Origin of the sequence: Streptomyces sp. ISL-98, assembly GCF_018614055.1 — a bacterium.
Classification (GTDB): domain Bacteria; phylum Actinomycetota; class Actinomycetes; order Streptomycetales; family Streptomycetaceae; genus Streptomyces; species Streptomyces spiramyceticus.
The window spans coordinates 490,377-513,183 of record NZ_JAGGPB010000001.1; the positions used below are offsets into that span (position 1 = coordinate 490,377).

The 22,807-nt window shown below is 69.6% G+C and carries 22 protein-coding genes and 3 pseudogenes; 14 read left to right on the forward strand and 11 right to left on the reverse strand.

Annotated features, from left to right (window positions below; translation table 11 throughout):
- The first annotated feature begins 165 nt into the window (after nucleotides 1-165).
- Nucleotides 166-687, forward strand: a complete 522-nt coding sequence (locus tag J7I98_RS02220; protein ID WP_214915731.1) for a DUF4240 domain-containing protein — start codon at nucleotides 166-168, stop codon at nucleotides 685-687.
- Between the two features lie 22 nt (nucleotides 688-709).
- Here J7I98_RS02220 and J7I98_RS02225 read toward each other — a convergent pair whose 3' ends face one another.
- Nucleotides 710-1,858, reverse strand: a complete 1,149-nt coding sequence (locus J7I98_RS02225) for a PP2C family protein-serine/threonine phosphatase (RefSeq protein WP_214915261.1) — start codon at nucleotides 1,856-1,858, stop codon at nucleotides 710-712.
- An 80-nt stretch (nucleotides 1,859-1,938) separates the two neighbouring features.
- On the reverse strand, nucleotides 1,939-2,457 hold the full coding sequence (locus tag J7I98_RS02230; protein WP_214915262.1) for a GNAT family N-acetyltransferase: 519 nt from the start codon (nucleotides 2,455-2,457) through the stop codon (nucleotides 1,939-1,941).
- 48 nt (nucleotides 2,458-2,505) lie between these two features.
- Between J7I98_RS02230 and J7I98_RS02235 the strand changes: the two genes are divergently transcribed.
- Nucleotides 2,506-3,408 (forward strand): TIGR01777 family oxidoreductase, encoded by a 903-nt coding sequence (locus tag J7I98_RS02235; protein WP_214915265.1) that lies wholly within the window; start codon nucleotides 2,506-2,508, stop codon nucleotides 3,406-3,408.
- A gap of 253 nt (nucleotides 3,409-3,661) precedes the next feature.
- Entirely contained in the window at nucleotides 3,662-4,999 is a 1,338-nt protein-coding gene (locus tag J7I98_RS02240) for an NAD(P)/FAD-dependent oxidoreductase (RefSeq protein ID WP_214915266.1), read from the forward strand.
- Between the two features lie 139 nt (nucleotides 5,000-5,138).
- Here the strand turns inward: J7I98_RS02240 and J7I98_RS02245 are convergent, their stop codons facing one another.
- Nucleotides 5,139-6,581, reverse strand: a complete 1,443-nt coding sequence (locus tag J7I98_RS02245) for a regulator (RefSeq protein ID WP_214915267.1) — start codon at nucleotides 6,579-6,581, stop codon at nucleotides 5,139-5,141.
- Between the two features lie 231 nt (nucleotides 6,582-6,812).
- On the opposite strand from J7I98_RS02245, the gene lipB reads away from it, so the two are divergent.
- The 4 genes from lipB (at nucleotide 6,813) to J7I98_RS02265 (ending at nucleotide 9,976) form a co-directional block, all read left to right on the forward strand.
- The gene (lipB, locus tag J7I98_RS02250) at nucleotides 6,813-7,610 is read left to right on the forward strand and encodes a lipoyl(octanoyl) transferase LipB (RefSeq protein ID WP_214915269.1); all 798 of its coding nucleotides are present in this window, start codon (nucleotides 6,813-6,815) and stop codon (nucleotides 7,608-7,610) included.
- A 165-nt stretch (nucleotides 7,611-7,775) separates the two neighbouring features.
- Nucleotides 7,776-8,741: a lipoyl synthase gene (lipA, locus tag J7I98_RS02255; RefSeq protein ID WP_214915272.1), complete on the forward strand. Its 966-nt coding sequence runs from the start codon at nucleotides 7,776-7,778 to the stop codon at nucleotides 8,739-8,741.
- 310 nt (nucleotides 8,742-9,051) lie between these two features.
- Nucleotides 9,052-9,264 carry a hypothetical protein gene (locus J7I98_RS02260; protein ID WP_214915274.1) on the forward strand — a complete coding sequence of 71 codons (213 nt, stop codon included), beginning with the start codon at nucleotides 9,052-9,054 and terminating at the stop codon, nucleotides 9,262-9,264.
- 10 nt (nucleotides 9,265-9,274) lie between these two features.
- Entirely contained in the window at nucleotides 9,275-9,976 is a 702-nt protein-coding gene (locus tag J7I98_RS02265) for a DUF4191 domain-containing protein (RefSeq protein WP_214915277.1), read from the forward strand.
- 77 nt (nucleotides 9,977-10,053) lie between these two features.
- On the opposite strand, the gene J7I98_RS02270 is transcribed toward J7I98_RS02265, so the two are convergent.
- Complete coding sequence (locus J7I98_RS02270) at nucleotides 10,054-10,521, reverse strand: RDD family protein (protein WP_214915280.1); 468 nt, start codon at nucleotides 10,519-10,521, stop codon at nucleotides 10,054-10,056.
- Between the two features lie 197 nt (nucleotides 10,522-10,718).
- Here J7I98_RS02270 and glnA point away from each other — a divergent pair, with 197 nt between their 5' ends.
- Nucleotides 10,719-12,128, forward strand: coding sequence for a type I glutamate--ammonia ligase (glnA, locus tag J7I98_RS02275; protein ID WP_214915284.1), 1,410 nt, complete (start codon nucleotides 10,719-10,721; stop codon nucleotides 12,126-12,128).
- A gap of 194 nt (nucleotides 12,129-12,322) precedes the next feature.
- The gene (locus tag J7I98_RS02280; RefSeq protein ID WP_214915293.1) at nucleotides 12,323-12,604 is read left to right on the forward strand and encodes a hypothetical protein; all 282 of its coding nucleotides are present in this window, start codon (nucleotides 12,323-12,325) and stop codon (nucleotides 12,602-12,604) included.
- A gap of 18 nt (nucleotides 12,605-12,622) precedes the next feature.
- Here the strand turns inward: J7I98_RS02280 and J7I98_RS02285 are convergent, their stop codons facing one another.
- The 4 genes from J7I98_RS02285 to J7I98_RS02300 all read right to left on the reverse strand — a co-directional run bounded on the left by J7I98_RS02285 (nucleotide 12,623) and on the right by J7I98_RS02300 (nucleotide 16,693).
- On the reverse strand, nucleotides 12,623-14,431 hold the full coding sequence (locus J7I98_RS02285) for a choline/carnitine O-acyltransferase (RefSeq protein ID WP_214915295.1): 1,809 nt from the start codon (nucleotides 14,429-14,431) through the stop codon (nucleotides 12,623-12,625).
- A gap of 2 nt (nucleotides 14,432-14,433) precedes the next feature.
- Entirely contained in the window at nucleotides 14,434-15,273 is an 840-nt protein-coding gene (locus J7I98_RS02290; protein WP_214915297.1) for a class I SAM-dependent methyltransferase, read from the reverse strand.
- A 73-nt stretch (nucleotides 15,274-15,346) separates the two neighbouring features.
- Nucleotides 15,347-16,216 carry an arpA protein gene (locus J7I98_RS02295; protein ID WP_214915299.1) on the reverse strand — a complete coding sequence of 290 codons (870 nt, stop codon included), beginning with the start codon at nucleotides 16,214-16,216 and terminating at the stop codon, nucleotides 15,347-15,349.
- A 210-nt stretch (nucleotides 16,217-16,426) separates the two neighbouring features.
- On the reverse strand, nucleotides 16,427-16,693 hold the full coding sequence (locus J7I98_RS02300; RefSeq protein ID WP_251019939.1) for a hypothetical protein: 267 nt from the start codon (nucleotides 16,691-16,693) through the stop codon (nucleotides 16,427-16,429).
- A gap of 119 nt (nucleotides 16,694-16,812) precedes the next feature.
- Between J7I98_RS02300 and J7I98_RS02305 the strand changes: the two genes are divergently transcribed.
- Together J7I98_RS02305 and J7I98_RS02310 are read left to right on the forward strand one after the other, a co-directional pair.
- The gene (locus tag J7I98_RS02305; protein WP_214915306.1) at nucleotides 16,813-17,175 is read left to right on the forward strand and encodes an arsenate reductase family protein; all 363 of its coding nucleotides are present in this window, start codon (nucleotides 16,813-16,815) and stop codon (nucleotides 17,173-17,175) included.
- Nucleotides 17,176-17,377: 202 nt separating this feature from the next.
- Nucleotides 17,378-18,070, forward strand: coding sequence for a hypothetical protein (locus J7I98_RS02310; protein WP_308377655.1), 693 nt, complete (start codon nucleotides 17,378-17,380; stop codon nucleotides 18,068-18,070).
- Between the two features lie 137 nt (nucleotides 18,071-18,207).
- Here the strand turns inward: J7I98_RS02310 and J7I98_RS02315 are convergent, their stop codons facing one another.
- Nucleotides 18,208-19,425: an RNA-guided endonuclease TnpB family protein gene (locus J7I98_RS02315; protein ID WP_214915312.1), complete on the reverse strand. Its 1,218-nt coding sequence runs from the start codon at nucleotides 19,423-19,425 to the stop codon at nucleotides 18,208-18,210.
- A gap of 60 nt (nucleotides 19,426-19,485) precedes the next feature.
- Between J7I98_RS02315 and tnpA the strand changes: the two are divergent.
- Nucleotides 19,486-19,902: pseudogene (tnpA, locus tag J7I98_RS02320) on the forward strand (IS200/IS605 family transposase).
- A 70-nt stretch (nucleotides 19,903-19,972) separates the two neighbouring features.
- Here tnpA and J7I98_RS42825 read toward each other — a convergent pair.
- A pseudogene (locus J7I98_RS42825) lies at nucleotides 19,973-20,214 on the reverse strand (hypothetical protein); the annotation flags it as partial.
- Between the two features lie 48 nt (nucleotides 20,215-20,262).
- Here J7I98_RS42825 and J7I98_RS02325 point away from each other — a divergent pair.
- Nucleotides 20,263-21,039, forward strand: a complete 777-nt coding sequence (locus J7I98_RS02325) for a septal ring lytic transglycosylase RlpA family protein (RefSeq protein WP_214915315.1) — start codon at nucleotides 20,263-20,265, stop codon at nucleotides 21,037-21,039.
- An 85-nt stretch (nucleotides 21,040-21,124) separates the two neighbouring features.
- On the opposite strand, the pseudogene J7I98_RS02330 reads toward J7I98_RS02325, so the two are convergent.
- A pseudogene (locus J7I98_RS02330) lies at nucleotides 21,125-21,531 on the reverse strand (gfo/Idh/MocA family oxidoreductase); the annotation flags it as partial.
- Between the two features lie 193 nt (nucleotides 21,532-21,724).
- Here J7I98_RS02330 and J7I98_RS02335 point away from each other — a divergent pair.
- Nucleotides 21,725-22,705, forward strand: coding sequence for a PHB depolymerase family esterase (locus J7I98_RS02335; RefSeq protein ID WP_214915320.1), 981 nt, complete (start codon nucleotides 21,725-21,727; stop codon nucleotides 22,703-22,705).
- Nucleotides 22,706-22,807: the final 102 nt, after the last annotated feature.

Sequence of the window (22,807 nt, forward strand, 5' to 3'; positions counted from 1 at the left end):
CTCCGGTTGCCGCTGGTCATGTCGTACGTTCGACACTGACACCCAATCCAGACACCTGCTGTCGTGAATTGCCGACGGTCTGCCGTGAGCCGTGGGTAACGAGACAGCCGCATCCGGTGCGCTCCGCGTGCGCGGGCCTGCGCAAACCACGATGCTTGACCCGTGATGGACGAGACGGAGTTCTGGGAGATCATCGACAGCACCCGCGAGGCCGCCGAGGGCGACCCCGAGGAGCATGCCGACCTGCTGGTGGAGGCGCTGGTCCGGCGCGATCCCGATTCCGTGCTCGACTTCGCCAGGCACTTCGAGGCCCGCTACAACCGGGCGTATCGCTGGGACCTTTGGGGCGCGGCGGCCGTACTGCTCGACGGTGCCAGCGACGACGTCTTCGACTACTTCCGCTGCTGGCTGATCGGCCAGGGCCGGGAGGTTTTCGAGGGCGCGCTGCACGACCCGGACAACCTGGCCGACCTCCTCGACGAGTTCGACGAGGAGGTCGACGGGGACGGCGAGGAGCTGGGGTACGCGGCGGACGAGGCGTACGAGCAGCTCACCGGCGCGGTCGCACCGGACCTGGGTGTCCCGGCGCAGACGCCGGAGCCGGAGGGCACGCCGTTCGACTTCGAGGACGACGGGGCGCTGGCGGACCGTTTCCCCCGGCTGTGGGAGCGCTTCGGGCAGGGGTGACCCGAGCGGCGCCCGGAAGAGCTCATCGGCGCGACACGGCTGCCGGCTCCGGGTCGCCGACCCGGCCGGGTTCGAGCGCGAGCAGAGCCACGTCGTCGTGCACATCGCCCGCCTTGCCCGCGAAGCGGACCAGGTCCGCCCGCACGGCCTCGTTGAGGGCCATCAGGTCTTCGGACGGTACGGACGCGGCCAGTTCCGGCAGCCGCAGGGCGAGCGGGTAGAAGGCGCCCGAGCTGTCGCGCGCCTCGGTCACTCCGTCCGTATGCGCCAGGATCCGGTCCCCCGGCTCCAGCGGTACGGTGACCACTTGGACCAGGCCGGGCCCGGTCAGGCCGAGTCCCAGCGGCGGCGCGGGCGCCACCGGAATCTCGCGTGCGCTTCCGTCGCGCAGCAGCAGCGGCGCGGGATGGCCGCAGCTGACCACCCGTACGACATCCTCGTCCGCCGGGAACTCCAGCACGACGGCGGTGGCGAAGAGCTCCGCGTGCTCCACAGGGGCCGAGTCGACGACCAGCCGTCTGTCCATCCGCGCCACCACGGCCGCCAGGTCCGCCTTGTCCAGTACGGCTTCGCGGAAGGCACCGAGGAGCGCGGCGACCGTGGAGACCGCAGCCAGGCCGTGCCCCTGCACGTCGGCGGTCAGCGCCCGTACGCCGTGAGGCCCTTCGCGTACGTCGTACAGGTCCCCGCCCACCAGCGTCCCGGCCTGCGCGGACCGGTAGAGCCCCGCGCAGCGCACCCGGCCCACGGCGGTGGGCAGCGGCGGGAGTACGGCGAACTGGGCGGCCTCCGCCACCGTGCGGACGGTCACCAGCTGTTTCTCCCGGCGGGTGCGGACCCACGAGATGATCACGCTGAGCGTTACCACGACGAAGACAGCGAGGAGGTCGGTGGCCTCTACGTCCCAGATCCGGCGGCCGTACGGGACGGACAGCGCGACCATGATGAGCCCGCCGAGCAGCGCGACGCTCACCGGGCCGTACGCGAGGGCCGAGACGGGGGTGAGGGCGACCACGAAGAAGCCCAGCTGGATGGTCTCGGGCGTGATGATCTGGGCCAGGGTGAGCAGCGCGAGGATCAACGCGGGCAGGAATTTGAGCCAGCGCGGCTGCGGCGTCCCGCGCAGCCGGCCGGCGGCTACCTCGGCGCCCCTGGCCCGGACGGAGCTCATCGGTCCGCGGGCCCGCGGCGGCCGGAGTGGGTCGCTGACATGGGCGGCATCCGTGCTCCTTCTTACCTGCCCACTATGGCTCAGGGAGCCAGCGACCGCCCCATGAACACATCGTCGACGTACTCCCCCTGGAGGAAGAACTCTCCGGGCAGTACGCCCTCGACGACGAAGCCCTCGGCTGCGTAGAGCGCGCGGGCGGGCGCGTTGTGGCCGAGCACCCGCAGGGTGATGCGCAAAGCGCCCAGCCGCCGCGCCCGGTCGCACGCCGCGCGCAGCAGCGCACGGGCGACGCCGTGCCCGCGCGCCTGCTCCGCCACGGCCAGGCCCTGGATCTGCTGGACGTGTGCGTTGGAGACGAGCGGGGTGGGCGCGACCAGCCGGATGTAGCCGACGACGCGGCCGTCGAACTCGGCCACCAGGATGTCCTCGGGCCCGTGATTGTCGTCGAAGAACGGGCTGTACGGCGGCTCGGGCTTCGACTGCACGGCGTGCAGCGGCGACCAGGTCTCCCGGTCGAGCTCGGCGAGGTCCTTCTCGTCCTCCGTGGTGGCGGGACGTATGACGGGACGTACGACAGAGGGCATGTGGGGCTCCGGCATGACTGTCACTCTGCCACGGGGCGCTCCCGGTACCGGATGAGGGGCAGGATGGTCCCCATGCGGATTGCCGTCACCGGCTCGACCGGTCTCATCGGTTCAGCGCTCGTGCGCTCCCTGCGCGCGGACGGACACGAGGTGGTGTGCCTGGTCAGGCGCCCCGCGCGGACGGCGGAGGAGGTGACGTGGGATCCGAAGCGGCAGTACGTCGACGCCGACGGGCTCGCGGGGTGCGAGGCCGTCGTCCACCTTGCCGGGGCGGGCGTCGGTGACCACCGCTGGACCGAGACGTACAAGAAGGAGATCCGGGACAGCAGGGTCCTGGGGACCGCCGCGATCGCCGAGGCCGTCGCCTCGCTGGACGTACCGCCGAGGGTCTTCGTGAGCGCTTCCGCGATCGGTCTGTACGGGGACACCGGGGAGCGGGCGGTGGACGAGGACGCGCCGCCCGGCGAGGGTTTCCTGCCCTCTGTATGTGTGGAGTGGGAGGAGGCCGCCGCTCCCGCGGAAGAGGCGGGCGTACGGACGGTTCTGGCCCGTACAGGACTGGTGATCGCGCGCGAGGGAGGGGCCTGGGGGAAGCTCTTCCCCGTCTTCAGGGCGGGGCTCGGCGGACGGCTGGGGTCGGGCCGCCAGTACTGGAGCTTCATCGCGCTGCACGACCACATCGCGGCCCTGCGCCACCTGATCGACACGGAGCCGCTCTCGGGCCCGGTGAATCTCACGGCGCCGCAGCCGGTCACCAACAGGGAGGTGACCGAGGCGATGGGACGGGTGCTGAGGCGGCCCACCCTCTTCGCCGTCCCGGCGCCCGCGCTGCGGCTCGTGCTGGGCGAGTTCTCCTCGGACGTGCTGGGCAGCCAGCGGGTGGTGCCGCGGCGGCTGGAGGAGTCGGGGTTCTCGTTCGCCTTCCCAGGGATCGACGAGGCGTTGCGGGCTGCGGTACTGCGTTGAACAGCTGAGGATCCGCTGCGGTTGCTCCGCCGAGGTTGATCCACTGAGCCGGTTTTGACTGTTTCCGATCGCTTTCTGTCCGACGCCCGACCATTGCACTCCGTTTGTGCTCCGGTTGTGCTCCGATGCCCCGGTCGGTGCGCGACTGTGCTCGGCCGTTTCCGCTCCTACGCTGCAACTCGAACTCGGGTATTCCGTGGACCTGTTGAGGGCATGAGACCCCCAGCATCCGCGCCGACCTCGGGGAGGGGCCGTGCTCAGCACCGCACACCATGCGGACGTCGTCATTGTGGGGGCCGGGGTCGCGGGACTCTCGGCCGCCCATCAGCTGACCAGCGCCGGCGTAACAGTCAGCGTCCTGGAGGCAGCCCCTTACGTGGGCGGGCGGATGGCCACCGAGGAGGTCGACGGATTCCGTCTCGACCGCATCGGCCAGGTCCTCAGCACCTCGTATCCGGAACTGCTCCGTACGCCGGGTCTCGAAGGGATCGAGCTGCGCACGTTCTCGCCCGGCGTCCTCGTCCACAGCGAGGGCCGCCACTACCGGGCGGGAGGGGTGCGGGGCACCCGGTGGGGTTCCCCCCACGCCCTCCGGGGCGTAGGGGGAGCGCTCGGCGCCGCCCGCGCCCTGACGAGCACACCCCGCCCGCCGTTCGGCGGCGCGCTCGACCAGGCCCGCCTCGGTGCGGCGCTCGGACGGTTGGCGGCCACGCCGGTGGGCCGGCTGATGGCCCGGCCCGAACGGCCCGCACACGAAGCCCTGTCCGGGCGCGGGCTGCCGGCCCGTACGGTCAACGGCTTCCTGCGCCCGCTTCTCTCGGCACTGCTCTGCGACCCGGAGCTCACCACGTCGAGCCGGTGCGCCGATCTCGCGCTGCGCGGTTTCGCACGCGGCAGACTGTGCGTGCCTGCGGGCGGCGCGTCCGCGCTGCCCGAACTGCTGGCCGCCGCCCTGCCGCCGGGGACAGTACGTACGGGCGTACGCGTCACGGCCGCTTCGACCACATCGGTCACCACCGAGGAGCACGGTGAACTCACCTGCCGTTCCCTCTTACTGGCGACCGGTGCCCGCGCCGCGGCCACTCTGCTGCCGGGGCTGCGGGTGCCGTCCTTCCACCCCGTGACGGTCTTTCACCATGCCGCGTCGACGCCTCCGTTGACGGACCCTGCCCTGCTGCTCGACGCCGACCGCAGCGGCCCCGTCTCGCACACCGCCGTCCTCAGCGAGGTCGACCCCTCGCGGGCGCCGCGCGGCCGGGCCCTGATCTCGTCGACGGTACTGGGCACTCCCCCGCCGGATCCCGACCCTGCGGTACGTGCCCACCTGGCCAGGCTGTACGGCACCTCTACGGAGGGCTGGGAACTCCTCGCGGTCCACCACGACAGGGAGGCGGTCCCCGCGATGCCGGCCCCGCACGACCTGCGCCGACCAGTACGGCTCCTTTCGGGGCTGTACGTATGCGGCGACCACCGCGAAACAAGCACGGTCCAGGGCGCGCTGCACTCGGGCCGCCGAGCGGCGCAGGAGATCCTGCTGGACTTCGGCATCCGGCCGGGTTACGCGGCGGGGGAGCTACGGGAGGCGGCCTGAACCTGGCCGGGTTCTGCGGGGCCTTGTTTCCCCACCCCGCCCCTTCCCGAACTCCTCATTCGCCGGAGGGGCTGGAAAATCCAGCCCCTCCGGCGATTGAGGAGCGGGGTCTGGGGCGGGGTGGGGAAAGAAAAGCCCGTCACCCCAGCGCCGCAACCCGGTCCCGATACGTCCGCACCGCCGCCGCATCCCGATAAGGTTCGAGCCGCTTCTCGAAGTCCCGTACGTACTCCACCGCCCGAGCCGACCGCATCTCCGTAGCCTGCTGCGCCGCCTCCGCCCCCAGCGAGCACGCCTGGTCCAGCTCCCCCAGGCCGAGCCGCGCGGACGCCAGCACCACCCGGCAGAACAGCCGGCTCCGCGCATAGCCCGGCCCCCGCAGCTGCAGCGACCGTTCCGCGTGCTGCGCCGCCGCCCGGTACTGCTGGAGGTCCCGGTGGCAGTGGCCGAACTCGTCCGCCATCTGCGCCTCGTCGAAGAAGCGCGCCCAGTACGGCACTTCGTCCCCCGGCCGCGCCGTCTCCATCGCGCGCTCCGCCCGTACGAGCGAGGCCGTGCACGCCCGCACCTCTCCCAGCACCCCGTGCCCGCGCGCCTCGACCGAGTGCAGCATCGCCTGTACGACGGCCGGCGCCGAACTCCCCACGCCCTGCTGAGCGACCCGCGCCAGCTGCACCGCCTCACGCCCGTGCCCGAGGTAGACGGCCTGCCTGCTCATGGTGACCAGTACGTACGAGCCGTACGACCGGTCGCCCGCCGCCTGAGCCAGCCGCAGCGCCTGTACGAAGTACCGCTGGGCCAGGCCGTGCGCCGCGATGTCGTACGACGTCCAGCCCGCGAGGCGGGTCAGGTCGGCGGCGGCCGCGAACAGCCGGCGCCCCGTCGCCTCCCCGTACGTACCGCGCAGCATCGGCTCCGTCTCGTGCTCCAGATACCGCACGAGGGCCTGCCTCGCGTGCCCCCCGCCGTACGCCTGGTCCAGCGTCCTGAACAGCTCGCCGACCGAGCGCAGCGCCGCGATGTCCCCCATCGTGACGCGCTGCCCGGGCCCACGGTCGGTCTGCCGCTGGCGGGGCACAGCGAGGCGGCCCTGGGCGGGCACGCGCGCTCCGTTCACCGCCGGATCACCGCGCGCCACCCTGTCGTCGGCGCGGCCGATCAGCCAGTCGCGGCTCGGGACGACGAGCCCGGCCGGGGTGAAGGCGATCTTGCGCAGCTCGGCGTGGCTGCCGGAGTCCTTGCGCCAGAGACCGCTGACGATGTCGACGGCTTCCTCGGGGGTGGACGCGAACTCCAGGCCCGCGTAGACGGGCGCACAGGCGTCCAGTCCGAGGTCCTGGGCGGTCAGCCGCCGCCCGAGCCGCCGGGTGAAGACCTCGGCGATCAGGGCGGGCGTGGTACCGCGCGGTTGCTGTCCGCGCAGCCAGCGGGTCACCGAGGTCTTGTCGTAGCGAAGATCCAGGCCGTGCTCCAGGCCAAGCTGGTCCACCCGTCGGGCAAGGCCTGCGTTGGAGAATCCCGCTTCCGCGATGAGCGCGGCGAGCTGGCGGTTGGGCGTGCGCTGCGGAGGTCGATCCGTCATCAGCTGTGCGGTCTCCTGCCTTCTGGGCTCCGGGAGCAGCCCTCATGGAACGGCGCGAATTTAGCCGCCCGCCCCGCTCGCTCTGTCGCCTTCGCCCCGCATTCATCCGATCGTGTGAGGATCCGGGCGAACGCTGACGAAAATGACCTGCCCGGTGACCAGTGGCGCCCCGGTCGTACAGTGGCTGAGGCGCCCAAATGTGCAGGGTGCCGGTTCTAGGGAGGCGTTGCCGTGAGTGAGCTGCGGTTTGTCCGACTGGGGTTCGGCGAGGAAGCCGTCGAGTACCAGGAGGCATGGCAGAAGCAGCGCGATGTGCACGCGGCACGGTTCGTGGACGAGGTCCCGGACACCTGCCTGCTCCTCGAGCACCCGCCCGTCTATACGGCGGGGCGGCGCACCCAGGACAACGAGCGCCCGCTGGACGGCACGCCCGTGGTGGACGTGGACCGCGGTGGCAAGATCACCTGGCACGGCCCGGGTCAGCTCGTCGGCTACCCGATCATGAAGCTGCCGCGTCCGGTGGACGTCGTGGCGCACGTACGCCGCCTCGAAGACGCCCTGATCCGTACCTGCGCGGAATTCGGCGTGGAGACGACCCGGATCGAGGGCCGCAGCGGTGTCTGGGTGCTCGGCGATCCGGTGGATCAGCGTCCGCCGCTCGGCGGCCTGTCCCTCGACTTCGATCCGCGACTGCACGACGACGAGTTCGACGCGCGTCTGAACGGTCCCGAGTACGCTCCGTCCAACGCCGGCCAGCGCCGCGAGGACCGCAAGCTCGCCGCCATCGGCATCCGCGTCGCCAAGGGCGTCACGATGCACGGCTTCTCGCTGAACGTGAACCCGGACAACACCTGGTTCGACCGGATCGTGCCGTGCGGCATCCGCGACGCGGGCGTCGCCTCGCTCTCGGGCGAGCTGGGGCGCGAGGTGCCGGTCGCCGAGGTGCTGCCCGTCGTGGAGAAGCACTTGCGCGACGTACTGGAGAACGCGGCTCTGGCGCCTCGCGTCGTGGAGCAGGCGTCCGCCTAGGGGTATGCGCGGGAATGCGCCCCTCTGGCCAGAGGTTGTTGTCACAGCCAGCGCAAAGCGCTGTCCGCCAGGGGTGGTGGTCGGGCGACGGGCGGGCGTAACACCGTACAAATATCGGGCGTACCCTGGTGTTCGCCGAAGAATCGAAGTCGTAGGGAGCCGGACGTGTCCGCAGTCGCACCCGACGGACGCAAGATGCTGCGCCTGGAGGTCCGGAACAGCCAGACCCCCATCGAGCGCAAGCCCGAGTGGATCAAGACCCGGGCGAAGATGGGCCCCGAGTACACCAAGATGCAGGCCCTGGTGAAGGGCGAAGGATTGCATACGGTGTGCCAGGAGGCCGGCTGTCCGAACATCTACGAATGCTGGGAGGACCGCGAGGCCACCTTCCTCATCGGCGGTGACCAGTGCACCCGGCGTTGTGACTTCTGCCAGATCGACACCGGCAAGCCTGCCGCGCTCGACCTGGACGAGCCGCGCCGCGTGGGTGAGTCCGTCGTCACGATGGACCTGAACTACGCCACCATCACCGGCGTCGCGCGCGACGACCTGGAGGACGGCGGCGCCTGGCTGTACGCGGAGACCGTGCGCCAGATCCACGGCATGACGTCGGAGCGCGCGGACGGCCGTACCAAGGTCGAGCTGCTGATCCCCGACTTCAACGCGGTCCCCGAGCAGCTGGCCGAGGTCTTCTCGTCCCGCCCCGAGGTGCTCGCCCACAACGTCGAGACGGTGCCGCGCATCTTCAAGCGCATCCGCCCCGGCTTCCGGTACGAGCGCTCCCTCGAAGTGATCACGCGGGCCCGCGAGGCCGGTCTGGTGACCAAGTCGAACCTCATCCTGGGCATGGGCGAGGAGCGCGAAGAGGTCAGCCAGGCGCTGCAGGATCTGTACGACGCGGGTTGCGAGCTCATCACGATTACGCAGTACCTGCGCCCCTCCCCGCGCCACCACCCCGTCGAGCGCTGGGTGAAGCCGCACGAGTTCGTGGAGCTGAAGGAGGAGGCCGAGGAGATCGGCTACTCCGGTGTGATGTCCGGGCCGCTGGTCCGTTCCTCGTACCGCGCGGGCCGGCTCTTCGGTCAGGCGATGGAGCGACGCGCCGAGAAGGCCACCACCCAGGCCGTGTGAGCGCAGGCTGGGTGAGTGCAGGCTGTGTGAATCGGCGCACAAGCAACTACCCGCTAGTAATGGCAAGTTGATGCGGCCCGTAGGGTCCCCGCAGGTCAGGGGACCCTACGGGCCGCGTCAGTGTTTCGGCCGTACGCGTCAAGGATTCATGGGCGTTTGACCGCCCGGTCACGCACTGGTAACACCAGTCAGTGACCCTAGGTTTACGCAGAGCTCCACTCCGCTCCACCCTGAACCGCCCGCTCCACCCCCAGCACGGACCCAGCACGCGCTCGTTCCCGAGTCTTCCGCTCCGAGGAGGGACCTCCCCATGCAGGCCGCGACCGACGTACGCGCCACCGCCATCCCGTCCGTCACCGACGCGCTGCGCGCCGTCGAGTCTCTGCTGATGCGCGGCGGCCAGCGCACCGCCCGCCGGAACGCCTGGACGTCGGTCCTCGAAGACCGGCGCAGGGCGAAGGACCGGGTCGAGGCTCAGCACGTACTGGAGGCCGTGGCGAGCCGTACTTCCACGGCCACGTAAACTTCGGAACATGGCGAGGAAGGCAAAACAAGACAGCGCTGAGGCTGCTGCGAACCCCGGGCGACTCAAGCAGATCGCCCTGACCTACAAGATGACCCGCAAGGCTGACCCGAAGGTCGGTCTTGTCGTCGCGGGCGTGGGAATCGTCACCTTCGGTGTCCTCCTCGCGATCGGCTTCTTGATCGATCACCCGGTCTATCTGGGCATCCTGGGCTTCCTGCTGGCCTTCCTCGCGATGGCGATCGTCTTCGGACGCCGCGCCGAGCGAGCTGCCTTCGGGCAGATGGAAGGACAGCCGGGCGCTGCGGCCTCCGTGCTGCAGAACGTCGGCCGGGGCTGGACGACGACTCCGGCCGTGGCCATGAACCGCAACCAGGACGTCGTGCACCGGGCGGTCGGCAAGGCCGGCATCGTCCTGGTGGGCGAGGGCAACCCGAACCGGCTCAAGACTCTGCTAGCGGCGGAGAAGAAGAAGATGGCGCGCATCGTGGTGGACGTACCCGTCCACGACATCGTCATCGGCAACGAAGAGGGTCAGGTGCCGCTGAAGAGGCTGCGCACCACGATGCTCAAGCTGCCGCGCGTCCTCACGGGCCCGCAGGTCACGTCGGCCAACGACCGCCTGCGCGCGATGGGCGACCTCATGTCCAACATGCCGCTGCCGAAGGGTCCCATTCCCGGGCGTGGCACGCGGGGACCACGACAGCGGTAATACGCGCTTGATCTGTTGATCTGCACGGAAAAGCGGCCCGGACCACATGGTCCGGGCCGCTTTTCCGTTACGTAACCTCAGGTCCGCACCTGCACGGCGCGCGCCAGCCTGTCGTGCAGCCCGCGGCCGTCGCGGTCCCAGACCAGCGCCGGGATCGCGAGGCAGAGCAGCACGCTCCGCACGATGACCCGGAAGACGCCGAGGCGGGCACCGTCCTCGGCGACGACGCGGAGGCCGAAGAGCCGCTTGCCCGGGGTGAAGCCGACCGTTCCGACGGTGAGCACGCTCAGTACGAGCAGAACGCCGAGCGCCCAGTTGCCGGACGCCTGCCAGTCACGGCCGGCGAGGAGCCCGTATGCGATCAGCATGCACAGTGACCAGTCGATGAAAAGGGCGCCGAAGCGGCGGCCCAGCGGGGCGACGGCCCCGGGGCCCTCCTCGGGGAGACCGAGCCGCTCACCGCGGTAGCCGGTGACGGCACCCATCTGTTTGGCGGCCTCGCCCGGCCCGGACAGCCACGATCCGATTGCTTGCCTGTTGTCCACGCGACCACGGTACTGTGCCCGGTTTCGTACCCTGGAAGTCGGGGCCCTTCGGAGCCGCCCTGGTTAACTTGCGCGAAACAAATGGGTCACGCTTGAGAAATCCGGCCTGCCTATGGTCGGGTCCAGCGTGTGCCACCGCACTGGCCGCACGAAGAGCTGCAACCCCGCCCCTCCCGGGTGGGAGTAGGAGGAGTTGGATGTTCCAGAACGCCGACGACGCGAAGAAGTTCCTCGCCGACGAAGACGTCAAGTTCGTCGACGTCCGGTTCTGCGACCTGCCCGGAGTGATGCAGCACTTCACGATTCCGGCCGCGGCGTTCGACCCGAACGAGGAGCTGGCCTTCGACGGATCGTCGATCCGCGGCTTCCAGGCCATCCACGAGTCCGACATGGCACTCCGTGCGGACCTGTCGACGGCACGCGTAGACCCGTTCCGCAAGGACAAGACGGTCAACATCAACTTCTTCATCCACGACCCGATCACGGGCGAGCAGTACAGCCGTGACCCGCGGAACGTGGCGAAGAAGGCCGAGGCGTACCTCACGTCCACCGGCATCGCCGACACGGCGTACTTCGGCCCCGAGGCCGAGTTCTACGTGTTCGACAACGTCCGTTTCCAGACCTCCGCGAACGAGTCCTTCTACCACATCGACTCCGAGGCAGGCGCCTGGAACACCGGTGCGGTCGAGAACAACCGTGGCTACAAGGTCCGCTACAAGGGTGGCTACTTCCCGACCCCGCCGGTCGACCACTTCGCCGACCTGCGTGCCGAGATCTCCCTGGAGCTGGACAAGAACGGCCTCCAGGTCGAGCGCCAGCACCACGAGGTCGGCACGGCCGGCCAGGCCGAGATCAACTACAAGTTCAACACCCTCCTCGCCGCCGCCGACGACCTGATGCTCTTCAAGTACGTCGTGAAGAACGTCGCCTGGCGCAACGGCAAGACCGCGACCTTCATGCCGAAGCCGATCTTCGGTGACAACGGCTCGGGCATGCACGTCCACCAGTCGCTGTGGGCGAACGGCGACCCGCTGTTCTACGACGAGACCGGCTACGCGGGCCTCTCGGACACCGCGCGCTACTACATCGGCGGCATCCTCAAGCACGCCCCGTCGCTGCTCGCCTTCACCAACCCGACGGTGAACTCGTACCACCGCCTGGTGCCCGGCTTCGAGGCCCCGGTCAACATGGTCTACTCGCAGCGCAACCGCTCGGCTGCCATGCGTATCCCGATCACGGGCTCGAACCCGAAGGCCAAGCGCGTCGAGTTCCGCGCCCCGGACCCGTCCTCGAACCCGTACCTCGCGTTCTCGGCGCTGCTGATGGCGGGCCTCGACGGCGTGAAGAACAAGATCGAGCCGGCCGAGCCGATCGACAAGGACCTCTACGAGCTGGCTCCCGAGGAGCACGCGAACGTCCAGCAGGTCCCGACGTCGCTCCCGGCCGTCCTGGACGCACTCGAGGCGGACCACGACTACCTTCTGGCCGGCGGCGTCTTCACGCCCGACCTGATCGAGACGTGGATCGACTACAAGCGCACGAACGAGATCGCCCCGATCCAGCTGCGCCCGCACCCGCACGAGTTCGAGCTGTACTTCGACATCTAAAGATCACGGTCGGTCTGTAGTCACTGGTTGAGGGCCGTTGCCCCGCATCTTGCGGGGCAACGGCCCTCAGCTGTACCCGGTCGCAACCGTTCCGTCGGATGGCGCAGAGACGTTCGCCACCGCTCGCTGGCGTCCCCACATCGATCTAGCGTCAGGGAGACGGGCTGTCTTCGAACGTGGATCGAGGAACTGAGATGGCAATTCTGGTGGTCAACCAGGGCGCGGACTGGACCAAGGAGCTCTACCAGGCGACCTTCGACCGGGCGATCCCGGACCGTGCGTATCCGCCCAGCGGTCTCATCGCTCACTTCGCAGCGCCCGGCGAGGCGGGCGGTTGGCAGGTCATTGACGTATGGGAGTCGGAAGACGCGTTCCGGCGGTTTCTGGAGGGGACGGTCAAACCTGCCGCGCAGGCGCTCGGGGCGCCGCCTTTCGAGTCCAAGGTGGTTGAGGTTTACAACTCACTGATGCCGTAGGCAGGGGCGATGAGCGGGTCAGGCCAGAAGTTCTCGTAGTTCGCTCACCGCCTCCCGGAGCCGGTCGGCGAAGGTGTGCATCTGAGGGGCGACCGGCTGAGGGGTGCTCAGGTAGATGTTGAAGCGTTCGGGGAGCAGGACGTAGGCGACGCCGATGCAGCGGCTGCTTGTCGAGCCGAAGCCGAAGTACTGGATGTTGGCGGACGGGGCCGAGCTGGTGCTCAGGTAGTCGTCGCGCATCTTCAGCCAGCCCGGCGTCCGGTACAGGGGTGGTTGTTCGGTTACGCCCAGAGCCTGGCCCCGGCGTCGTTGGATCAGTTCCAGTTCCCAGAGGTGCTGTTCCGGGGCCTCGCCCAGCTGGCATTCCTTGGCGCGCTTCACGTGTGCCTCGGCGGCGGCCCGGAAGGCGGTTCGGCGGGTGTCGGGGTTCGTTGTCGGGTCGTTCATCGCTGATACGAACGCCTGCGCCTCGGGGGTGACCACGCGCATCGCCTCCGTCCGTCCGCGCCGCCACTGGCGCGTGGCGATCGACTCGTACGTGGCGCCCAGGTGGCCCTTGGCGCGCTGGTGGGCCAGTTGGTAGGCGAGTTGTACGAATGCGTCCGGTGAGACGCGCAGGGCTTTTGCGGTGTTGGCGCCGAAGTCGTCGAAGGAGACAGTCCTGGTCGCCGTGTTGTTTCCGTAGTCCGCAAACGCTTCGGCGGCGGAGCGGATCTTGGCTCGCAGGGCCTCGTCCAGTTCGAACGTGATCGGTTCCGGATTCGGGCCGCCCTGGGGGCGGGCGCCCGACTGCTCCGAGTGGTCCTCGGCTGAGGTGCCCAGCAGGGCGTCGACGAAGCTGAGGATGGTGGTTCCGTCGAGCTCGCAGTGTTCGACGTTGATTCCGGCGCGGCCGTCGGCGAAGACGATCAGGGACACGGCCTTGTCGAACCAGCGGTTGCCCCGGTCTCCGTACAGCAGCTCGTCGCACGTCTCCTGGGTGTCCGCGGGTGCGAAGTCTTCCAGGCAGACGCAGAACAGTGCGGTTTCGACGGCGTCCAGCGCCTCCGCGTTGCCGGGGTGGCAGGCGAGCAGGGAATGCCGGGCCGCCGCCCATTCGGCTCGGGCCATGGTGGTGAGGTGGCCGACCTGGTCCCCCGCTGTGTCCGCACCGGTCTTCATTACGGCGCGGAGCCCTGCCTCCAGGTCCTCCAGGCTGTGCGGGACCCCGTCCGGGCCGTATACATCCAGCCGGAACATGGCGCCCCGGAAGAAGACCACGATGTGCCGCGCTGTGGACGGGCCCGGCCAATCGTCCGAGTAAGGGCTGCGGACCGTGTCCTGTTCCTGGCCCGGAATGCGGGTGGTGGAGAAGAGGAACTTGTTCTGTTCCATCGACTGGGGGCGGCCGCGCTGCATCACCGGCGGGACGACTTCACGGTCGAGCTGCCCCTTGTAGTGGACGGCTCCGGCGATCAGGCCCGCCGCCCTCTCCACCTGCGGCTGCCCGGAGTCCTTGAACAGGAAGAAGAAGTTGGCGTTGAGCGCGATCCGGTCCCTGCGGCCCAGGTAGCGATACGGCCAGAAGGTGTCGAGCCAGCTGTGTACGCCGTCGGTGGCGTCGTACTCCCCCAGCGCCGCTTGCAGCGCGCGGCCGGGGCCGTCGGGGCTGAGGAAGGCGGCGGCCTCCGCCTCGGTCGCCGCCCGCTCGTCGGCCGTCAGCAGCGGCGCGCACCAGGCGAGGAACCTCTCGCAGCTCGCCTCCAGGGTGGGCAGCGGGACGCGCGGCAGGCTGTCCTCCAGGGCGAAGGTGGTGGGGGCCGCTGCCGTTCCCTGACTGGTGTTCACGTTCAATTCCGCTCTCGATTCGTGGCTCGGGGACCTGTCGTTTCCTCGTCGGCGGGCCGGGAGAGGTAGAGCTGTGCGTAGAGCCAGCCTTCCGCTTCCAGGCCCTGCGCATCCACCCCGGCGGCCGACATTCTGTCCAGTACGAGCGCCTGCTCGTCCGGTGAGGCGAACCGCCGCTGTTTGAAGACCTCGTCGACACGGACCGTGCGGTACCCAAGTCCGGTCAGGGCGCGCTCGACGGAGTCGAAGGGGAACATCCGCAGCACGAAGTGCGCCATCCAGGGCCGGCGGCCGCCCTGCGCCCGGACGACGCGGGTGAGTGTCCGCTCGGTGACGTAGCCGAGGCAGCCCGTCGAGATCACCAGGTCCGTCCCGGCGAACTGGGCGCGCTGGGCGGGGGTGGGCTCGTGCTCCTCCAGGTCGGCGTGCACCGCGTCGTCGAGGAATCCGGCGTCGAGGGCGTACGACAGCGCGCTGGAGGATGTGTCCAGGCCGACGAAGCGGATGCGGTGCGCGGGGCGGCGCGTCGTGGCCAGTTCGCGGTCGCGGGCCAGCAGTGCCTCGCGGCTCCCGGTGCCGGCGTAGCGCGCGTACAGCTCGTCCATGGTGGCGTCGTACTTCAGGAGGGCGGCGTTTATGCCGTACGAGCAGCCGATGTCGAGGACTTTCGGCTCGGCGACCTGCCGGGACTCGCGGTACTGCTTGATGAGCTTCTCGAAGTAGGGCTTGGCCTGCTGCGGTACGCAGTATTCGAGCGGGCGGAGCGCGTTGAAATAGGTGCGTGGATCGGGCTGAGTGTAGATGTGGTCGAGCGAGACTTTTCCGGTCGCGTCGAAACGCACAGGGCTTACTCCTCCGTGGATCGCGTGGCTCGCGGTGATCGCGGTGGTCTCGTGATCGTTGCGGTGGTCGCGGTTAATCCAGCAGTCGGTCGCTCCGGACGGCGCGGCCCTCGGCCGTCAGGTGCTCGGGCAGTACGCGGCCGAAGAGCTGCCGGGTCCGTGCCACGCTTCCGATGACGCCGGGGCGCTCGCTGTAGGCGAATATCGCGGAGTGGCGCGCGATCTCGCCGCGCACGGGGCTCACCCGGTGCAGGGAGTACCGGCCTTTGAACAACTGCAGGTCACCGGGTTGCAGCGGGAGGCGCCGGGTCAGCCGCTCGCCCCGGCCGTCCAGTACGTCGCGGACGTCGTCGAAGCGCTCGTCGTGCGCGGACCTGATGTTGGGGCAGTACTCGAAGTCGCCGCCGGACCGGGCCTGCTGGGTGAGCATGCTGACGGTGAACTCGTTGGTGTCGAAGTGCCAGGGATGCTCCATGCCCGGCGCGACGACGTTGAGGACGAGACCGGACAGCGGGTCCGCCAGCTCGTGCAGCTCGGGGAGTCCGAAGCAGCGGGCGACGAAACGCTGGAACACCTCGTGTGCGTACAGCCGGCTGATGAGGGAATCCGCGGGGATACGGTCGCGGGCCACAAATGCGTTGCCCCGCTGGAAGGTTCTCCGGCCGGGGTGGTTCTCCGGCAGAGCCGAGTCGACCGCGATGTTGTAGACGTTGACCGTTTCTACGTCAAAGTGCGCACGGGGGGCGATGGCGGAGCACTCCTGCCGCAGGGCGTCGCGGACCGACGGGCGGACGAAGTCCGGCAGTACGGTGCAGCCGAGGGTCGAGAGTTCGCGCCGGGCGCGGGAGACGACGGCCTGTCCTTCGGCGCTTTCGAGTTCCGACAGGGGGTACTGAGCCGTGTCGACCACCTGGTCGAGGGGAACGGCTTGCAGAGTGCTCATTCGATCCTTTCCACGTACGGGCAGACCGTGCCGAGCCGGGCCCTCACCGTCGGCTCTTCATCAACTCGACTGAGTAGTAACACAGTTGAAGCTCCCACAGCGGGCTACGGGTTGTCTGTGACCCGTCCCACTGAGCGGCGTCCGCGACGTGGTGGATGTGGGGGGCCGGGAGGCGTGAAAGCCCACGCCTCCCGGCCCCGAACGGCAGCGTCAGCGGCCGTAGCGGATCAGAGCGCGCACCATCCGGCAGGTCGTGTCCGACGGCTGGTGTGCGCCGATGAGCTCCGCGGTGCTGCGTATCTTGCGGTTGTTCGCCTGCTCGGGCAGGTACACCCCCGTGTCCAGCAGGGCGATGGCCAGACGCATGGCCTTGAGGCGGCGGTTGTGGGTCTCGTACCAGACGCGCGGCCGTCCGGCCGGGAGCGGACGCTTTGCCAGGGTTTGTGGAGCGATCGAGAACAGTGCGGCTGCGGCCATGGGCATCCTCCTGAGGCGGTCGGGAACCCTCTCTGACTGCCTCAATTTTACTGTCCACCACTGACAATCGGACCTGGCCAGGCGGTGTTTGCGGAGTGCCTGGCGGTACGGTTGGGGCCATGGAGATCTGGATCAATCCCGCGTGTTCCAAGTGCCGCGGTGCGCTGCACCTGCTCGACGAGGAGGGCGCCGAGTACACGGTGCGCCGCTACCTCGAGGACGTACCGACGGAGGACGAGATCCGTGCGGTGCTGGAGCGGCTCGGACTTGAGCCGTGGGACATCACGCGTACGCAGGAAGCGGTGGCGAAGGAGCTCGGGGTGAAGGAGTGGGCGCGGGACGCCGGTTCCCGTGACCGGTGGATCGCGGCGCTCTCCGCGCACCCGAAGCTGATCCAGCGGCCGATCATCACGGCGGAGGACGGTACGGCCGTGGTGGCGCGTACGGATGAGGCGGTACGGGACGCGATGTCCCGGTCTTGAACCGGTCGCCACATATGGGCTGTTGATCACCGGGCGTGCCGGGGGTGGGGGGACGCTGTTACCCTCCGCGCCCATGACTCTTGGTGATCATGGTGCACACGGTGGCATGTACCCGCCCTCTCCCCCGCCCCCGCCGGCCCCGAAGACGGGGCACCGTATATGGCTCATAGCCGGCGGCACCGCCGCCCTGACCGTCGCCGTGGTGGCGGGCGCGGCGCTGTACGCCGGGCAGGGATCGCCGCCCGGCTCCGGTGCGGATGCGGCGGCCGGTCCGGCGGCGTCGGCATCGGCGGCCGGGCCCGCGTCCGCGCCCGCCGCCGTACCTTCGGTCAGCGCCGCGCTGCCCAGCGACGCACCTTCATCGCTGCCGTCGCTGCTCGCCCGGCCCGTCGTCCGCCCCGCCCAGGCCTTCCCGGAGAAGACCGTCCGCCTCGCCGACGGCACCGTCTACCACCGGGTCGAGGTGCGCACCACGACCGAATGCGACCGGGCCATGTCCCAGCAGCTCGCCGGAGTCGTCGCGCAGGGCTCGGGCTGTCTCCAGCTGGCGTCGGCCCTGTTCACCGATGCCGAGCGACGCTCACAGGTGACGGTCGGCGTGCTCAGCCTCAAGCGGGCCGAGGACGCGGCATCGGTCTTCGGGATGGTCTCGATGGACCCGGTCACCTACCAGGTCGTCTCGCTCGATCCGCCGCCCGAGGCCGGTCTGCCGACCGTTCCGCCCGGCTCGGCCGGGGTGTTCAGGCGGCTGATGACGGTCCGGTCGGTGGTCTTCGCCAACGGCCAATGGTCGGACGGCTCGGAGTCCCGGGAGGCGGCAATCACCAAGCAGACGGAGCAGCTCCTCTCGTACGTCAACGAGAACGTCGCGACGTACGAGCAGGGGAAGGGGTAGGGGACCGGGACCGGGACCGGGAAGGCTGAGCCGGTCAGGAGACGCGCTCGTCCTCGCCCGCGACCTTGGCGGTGGCGAGCGCGATCCGGTTCCAGGTGTTGGTGACTCCTCCCCGTCCTGAAGGGCGGGGCTTCTCGCTATGCCTGGTTGGCGTCGCGACGGACCAGCCCGGCCCGTAGAACATTGAGTGCTCCGACGGTGTCAGCGTGTGCCCGGTGGCCGCACGAGACGCAGTGGAACTTCTCCTGTGTGGGCCGGTTCTCCCTCGCGGTGTGCCCACACTCGGGGCACCCGCGGGAAGTGTTGCGGGGGTCCACGGCCATCACTTCCCGCCCGGCGCTCTCAGCCTTTGCGTTCAGGATCGCGAGGAACACCCCCCCCCAACCGGCATCAGCGATCGAACGGTTAAGACCCGCCTTTGCCGCAGCCCCGTTGGGCAGAAACACACCCGGCGTCTCGGGGTCGGGCTTCGGCTTGGGGGCTTTGCTCATGTTGCGGATCTTGAGGTCTTCGTGCGCGATGAAGTCGTGCTCACGCACCAGGCCGAGCGCGGTCTTGTGTGCATGGTCGAGCCGTTGACGTCGCACCTTGCCGTGCAGGGCCGCGACCTTCTCCACGGCCCGCTGGTGGTTGCGGGTGCGATTCTTGGCCTTGCAGCGCGGGAATCGGCTCAGGGCCTGCTGTGCGGCCTCCAGTTTCGCGGCGGCCTTGCGGGCGTGGCGCGGGTTGGGGACGTGGACGCCGTTGGAGTCGGTGAGGAACGAGGCAATGCCGAGGTCGATGCCGACCACGGAGCCGGTCGCGGGCAACGGCTCGGGCCGGGGCTGCTCGACGGTGAGAACGACGAACCACTTACGGCCCTCGCGCTTGACGCTGACGGTCTTGACCTTGCCGACCACCGGCCGGTGCTGATTGACCTTCACATGCCCGACGCCCTGCAGGCGGACGCGGGTGACCGGGTCGTGCGGGGTGGAGTCCCAGCGGCAGCCGTCACCGTCCTTGGGAAAGTCCACCGTGTCGAACCAGTTCACGCCACGAAAGCGCGGATAACCGGGCGTGTCCCCAGCCTTGATCCGCCGGAAGAACCCGGCGAACGCCTTGTCCAACCGGCGCAGCGTCGCCTGCTGCGAGCTGAACGACCACCGGCCCTGACGCTCCGGATCGAAGGCCCGGATGTCCTTGAGCTGCCCGGACTGCTGCCCGTACTTGACGCTCGTCTTCGAGGGGTGCCGGTAGGCGTCGCGGCGTTCCTGCAACGCCCCGTTGTAGAGCGAGCAGTGATCGCGCAGCATCTCACCGAGCGCGATGGTCTGGCCCACGGTGGGCCGCATGAGGAACTTGTACGCACGTATCACCCAGCCCACCCCCTCCGGTCGAGTCCGCTGACCACACTAATCTTGGCAGATTTCACCACGCTGGGAACCAGATCCCGATATCCGCCGGGAAATCATGTCATCCACAACCTGCACGCCCACTTGGTGTTCGTCACCAAGTACCGGCGCGGTGTCTTCAACGACGACATGCTGACGCGCTGCGAGGAGATCATGCGGGACGTCTGCCAGTCCTTCGAAGCGGAGCTGCGCGAGTTCAACGGCGAAGAGGACCACGTCCACCTGCTCGTGCACTAGCCGCCGAAGGTCCAGCTCTCCAAGCTGGTCAACTCCCTCAAGGGCGTGTCCTACCGCTACCTCCGCCAGGAGTTCACCAGCCGCACCAACCGGGCGATCACGCACGACCGGTTATGGTCCCCGTCCTACTTCGCCGGGTCCTGCGCCGGAGCACCCCTGAGCATCGTCAGGGAGTACATCGAAAACCAGAAGCACCCAGCATGACCGTCACAACGGAGACGCGAACCCCGACGCTCACGCCTCCACCCCAAGTGCCGCATTCCCGCCCGGCCTACATGTGCAGGCAGTAGGCGTACTGGTTGAGGTGCGAGGAGCGGATCTGCACCAGGTCGACCAGCGTCGGGTCGAGGCCTTCGCGGTGCGGCGGCGCCGAGGCCGATCACGGCCTTGAACGCCTTGGGAGCGGCTTTGGCGAAGTTGACCGCGCTGTGCCGGGCCTTGCCGCCTGCCTGATACGGAAGTTGTTGGTTGGGCGGTTGAGTCGAAGCGGCTTGCTACTCGTACGTAACGGCACACGGAAACCCAGCCGGCCGTGGCGCACACGGCCGAGGACAGGAGTCACACGTGTCGCGCAAGAAGACCCTCAGCCGCAAGAAGAAGCTCGCCCTGCTGGTCACTGCCGTCGCACTGGCCGGAGGTACCGCCGTGGTGATGACCGGCACCAGCCAGGCCTCGGTGGCCTGCGACGGGCTGGACACCGCGCTGAGCAACAACGAGCAGTTCATCGCCGGGCAGCGGGCCAATCCGGATGCGCAGTCGGAGGCGCGGATCGCCAATCGGGAGGCCGTGATCGAGGAGATCAAGCGCAAGCAGGCGGCGTCGGGGTGCGAGGTCGGGGGCGGCGCGGGCGAGGCGGATGCGGGGGCCGGTGCGGAGGCCGGTGCGGGCGAGGACGGCGGCGCGGGCGAGGACGCGGGGTCCGGTGCGGGCGCGGATGCGGGGGTCGGTGGTGACGCCGGTGCGGAGGCCGGTGCGGGTGGTGAGGCCGGTGCGGGCGAGGAGGCAGGAGGAGAAGCCGCTCAGCCGCCGGCTCAGGAACCTGGGGACGCCGCCCCTGCCTCGCCACCCGCCGAGGGTGGGAACGGCGGCGAAGGCGAAGTCGTCTGCGCCGGGTCCACCGTGACGCTCTCGGGCGAAGGCGGGGCCCCCTCCGCGTCCAGCAACGAGTTCCCTGTGGGCACCAAGCTCAAGGTCACCAACCTCGACAACGCCAAGTCGACGACCGTCGAGGTCACCTCGGCTTCGGGCAGCTGCGCGCTGCTCAACAACGCGGCGTTCGAGCAGGTACGGGAGCCCGGCAAGTTCCTGATCCGCAAGGCGCGGATCGAGCGCGTGGGGTAGACGCATTACTGCGTCCAGGGGGACCCCCACGGGCTGAAGATGCCGCAGGAGGAGGCCTGGGGCAGAGCTCCCACCCTGGGCGCCCTCACCGGCCCAGCCGCAGTTCCGCCTCCGCGAGGATCTCCGTGACGCGCAGTCCGAACGTCGCGTCGCACGGATGCGGTTCTCCGGTTCGTACGGTGTCCAGCAACGCGTCGACAGCCGCCCTGAACGACCCGGTTCCGCCGCCCCACGAGGGGAGCCGGGTCTCGCCCTGAGTGCCCCAGAGTTCGACGGTGGCGCCCGCCGCCTCCGCCGGGGCACTCAGGCTCAGCGTCACCGTGCTGGACGCCCCCGAGGTGTGGCGCAGTGCGAGGTGGACGGTGTCGCCGGGGCCGTCCGCCGCGCTCACCGACGTAACGTCGCCGAGCACCGGCAGCAGTACGGACAGGGCGTGCGGACCCACGTCCCACAGGGCGCCCCCTTCTCGCCGCGCCACGGCGACGCCTGTGCCGAGAAGTCCGATGCGCGGGCGCGGCCTGTTCAGGGATGCGGTCATGGCCGCCAGTGTGCCGGGCGGGTCAGGGCGCGCGCAGGGCGTCGACGGCAAGGCGGGCGGCAGTGCCGATGACGGCGTCGGCCGCGGGGAGCGTGGCTGCGGTGCAGATTTTGGACTTGATGGGGCGCAGCCTGTTCTGATCACGGCATGGACTCACGTATCCGGGGCGCCGCCCTCGCACTCTTACTTGCGGCCACAGCCGCTCTCACCGGCTGTTCCTCCTCCCCCGCCGAGCCTCCGGGCCCCAGTGCCCCGGCTCCCTCCGCTCCGGCCCCCTCCGCCACAGCCGCTGACAGTCGCGCGTACCTGAAGGTGGACGGCACCAAGCGCGACTATCTGCTGCACCGCCCCGGCAAAAGCGCCGAGGCCGGTCACGCCCGCAAGCCGCTCGTGATCGCCTTCCACGGCCGTACCCACAGGGCCGAGGACATGCGAAAGCTCAGCGCTCTCAACAAGGCCGCCGACCGCCACGGCCTCCTCGTCGCCTACCCCCAGGGCCTCAACAACGGCTGGGGCGACGGCAAAGCACCCACAGCGCGCCGCCCCGACCCCGACACGGACGTGCGCTTCACCGAGGCCCTCGTCAAGAAGCTGATCCGGAGCGAGCACGCCGACCCGAAGCGCGTGTACGTCGTCGGATTCTCCAACGGTGGCTCCATGGCCCTGCGCATGGCCGCCCAGCGGCCCCGGCTCGTCACCGCCGTCGCCACCGTCGCGGGCCAGCTCCCCACCAAGGCCGCCGCGGTCCGGCCCACCGGTCCGGTGCGCGCCCTCCTCATCTACGGGGACAAGGACCCCGTACGCCCGATCACCGGGATGCCGAACCCCGCCCCGCCCACCGGAGGCAGCGAGCCGCCGACGCCGACGATGTCGGCCAGGGCGAGCGCCGAGGCCTTCGCCGCCGCCGGCGGGGCCGGTGCCCCGGCCACCGAGAAAGAGAAGGGTTACTCCCGCACCGTGTGGGCCGCCCCGCCGGCCGACGCCGAGGTGCAGCTGCTCGTCGTACACGGCGGTGGCCACAGCTGGCCGGGCTCCGCATGGAGCCCCAGCACCTCCTTCGGCCCCACGAGCAAGGCTCTGGACGCCACCGGCACCATGGTCGGCTTTCTGACCGGCACGCGCTCGTGATGCGCAGGAAACCTGAGTAACACGGGGTTCACATATGAGCAACGGACGGGAAATCACGCCTTGCAAGGCTGCCCCCACAAGCCCGCCGCGCCCGCAGAACCC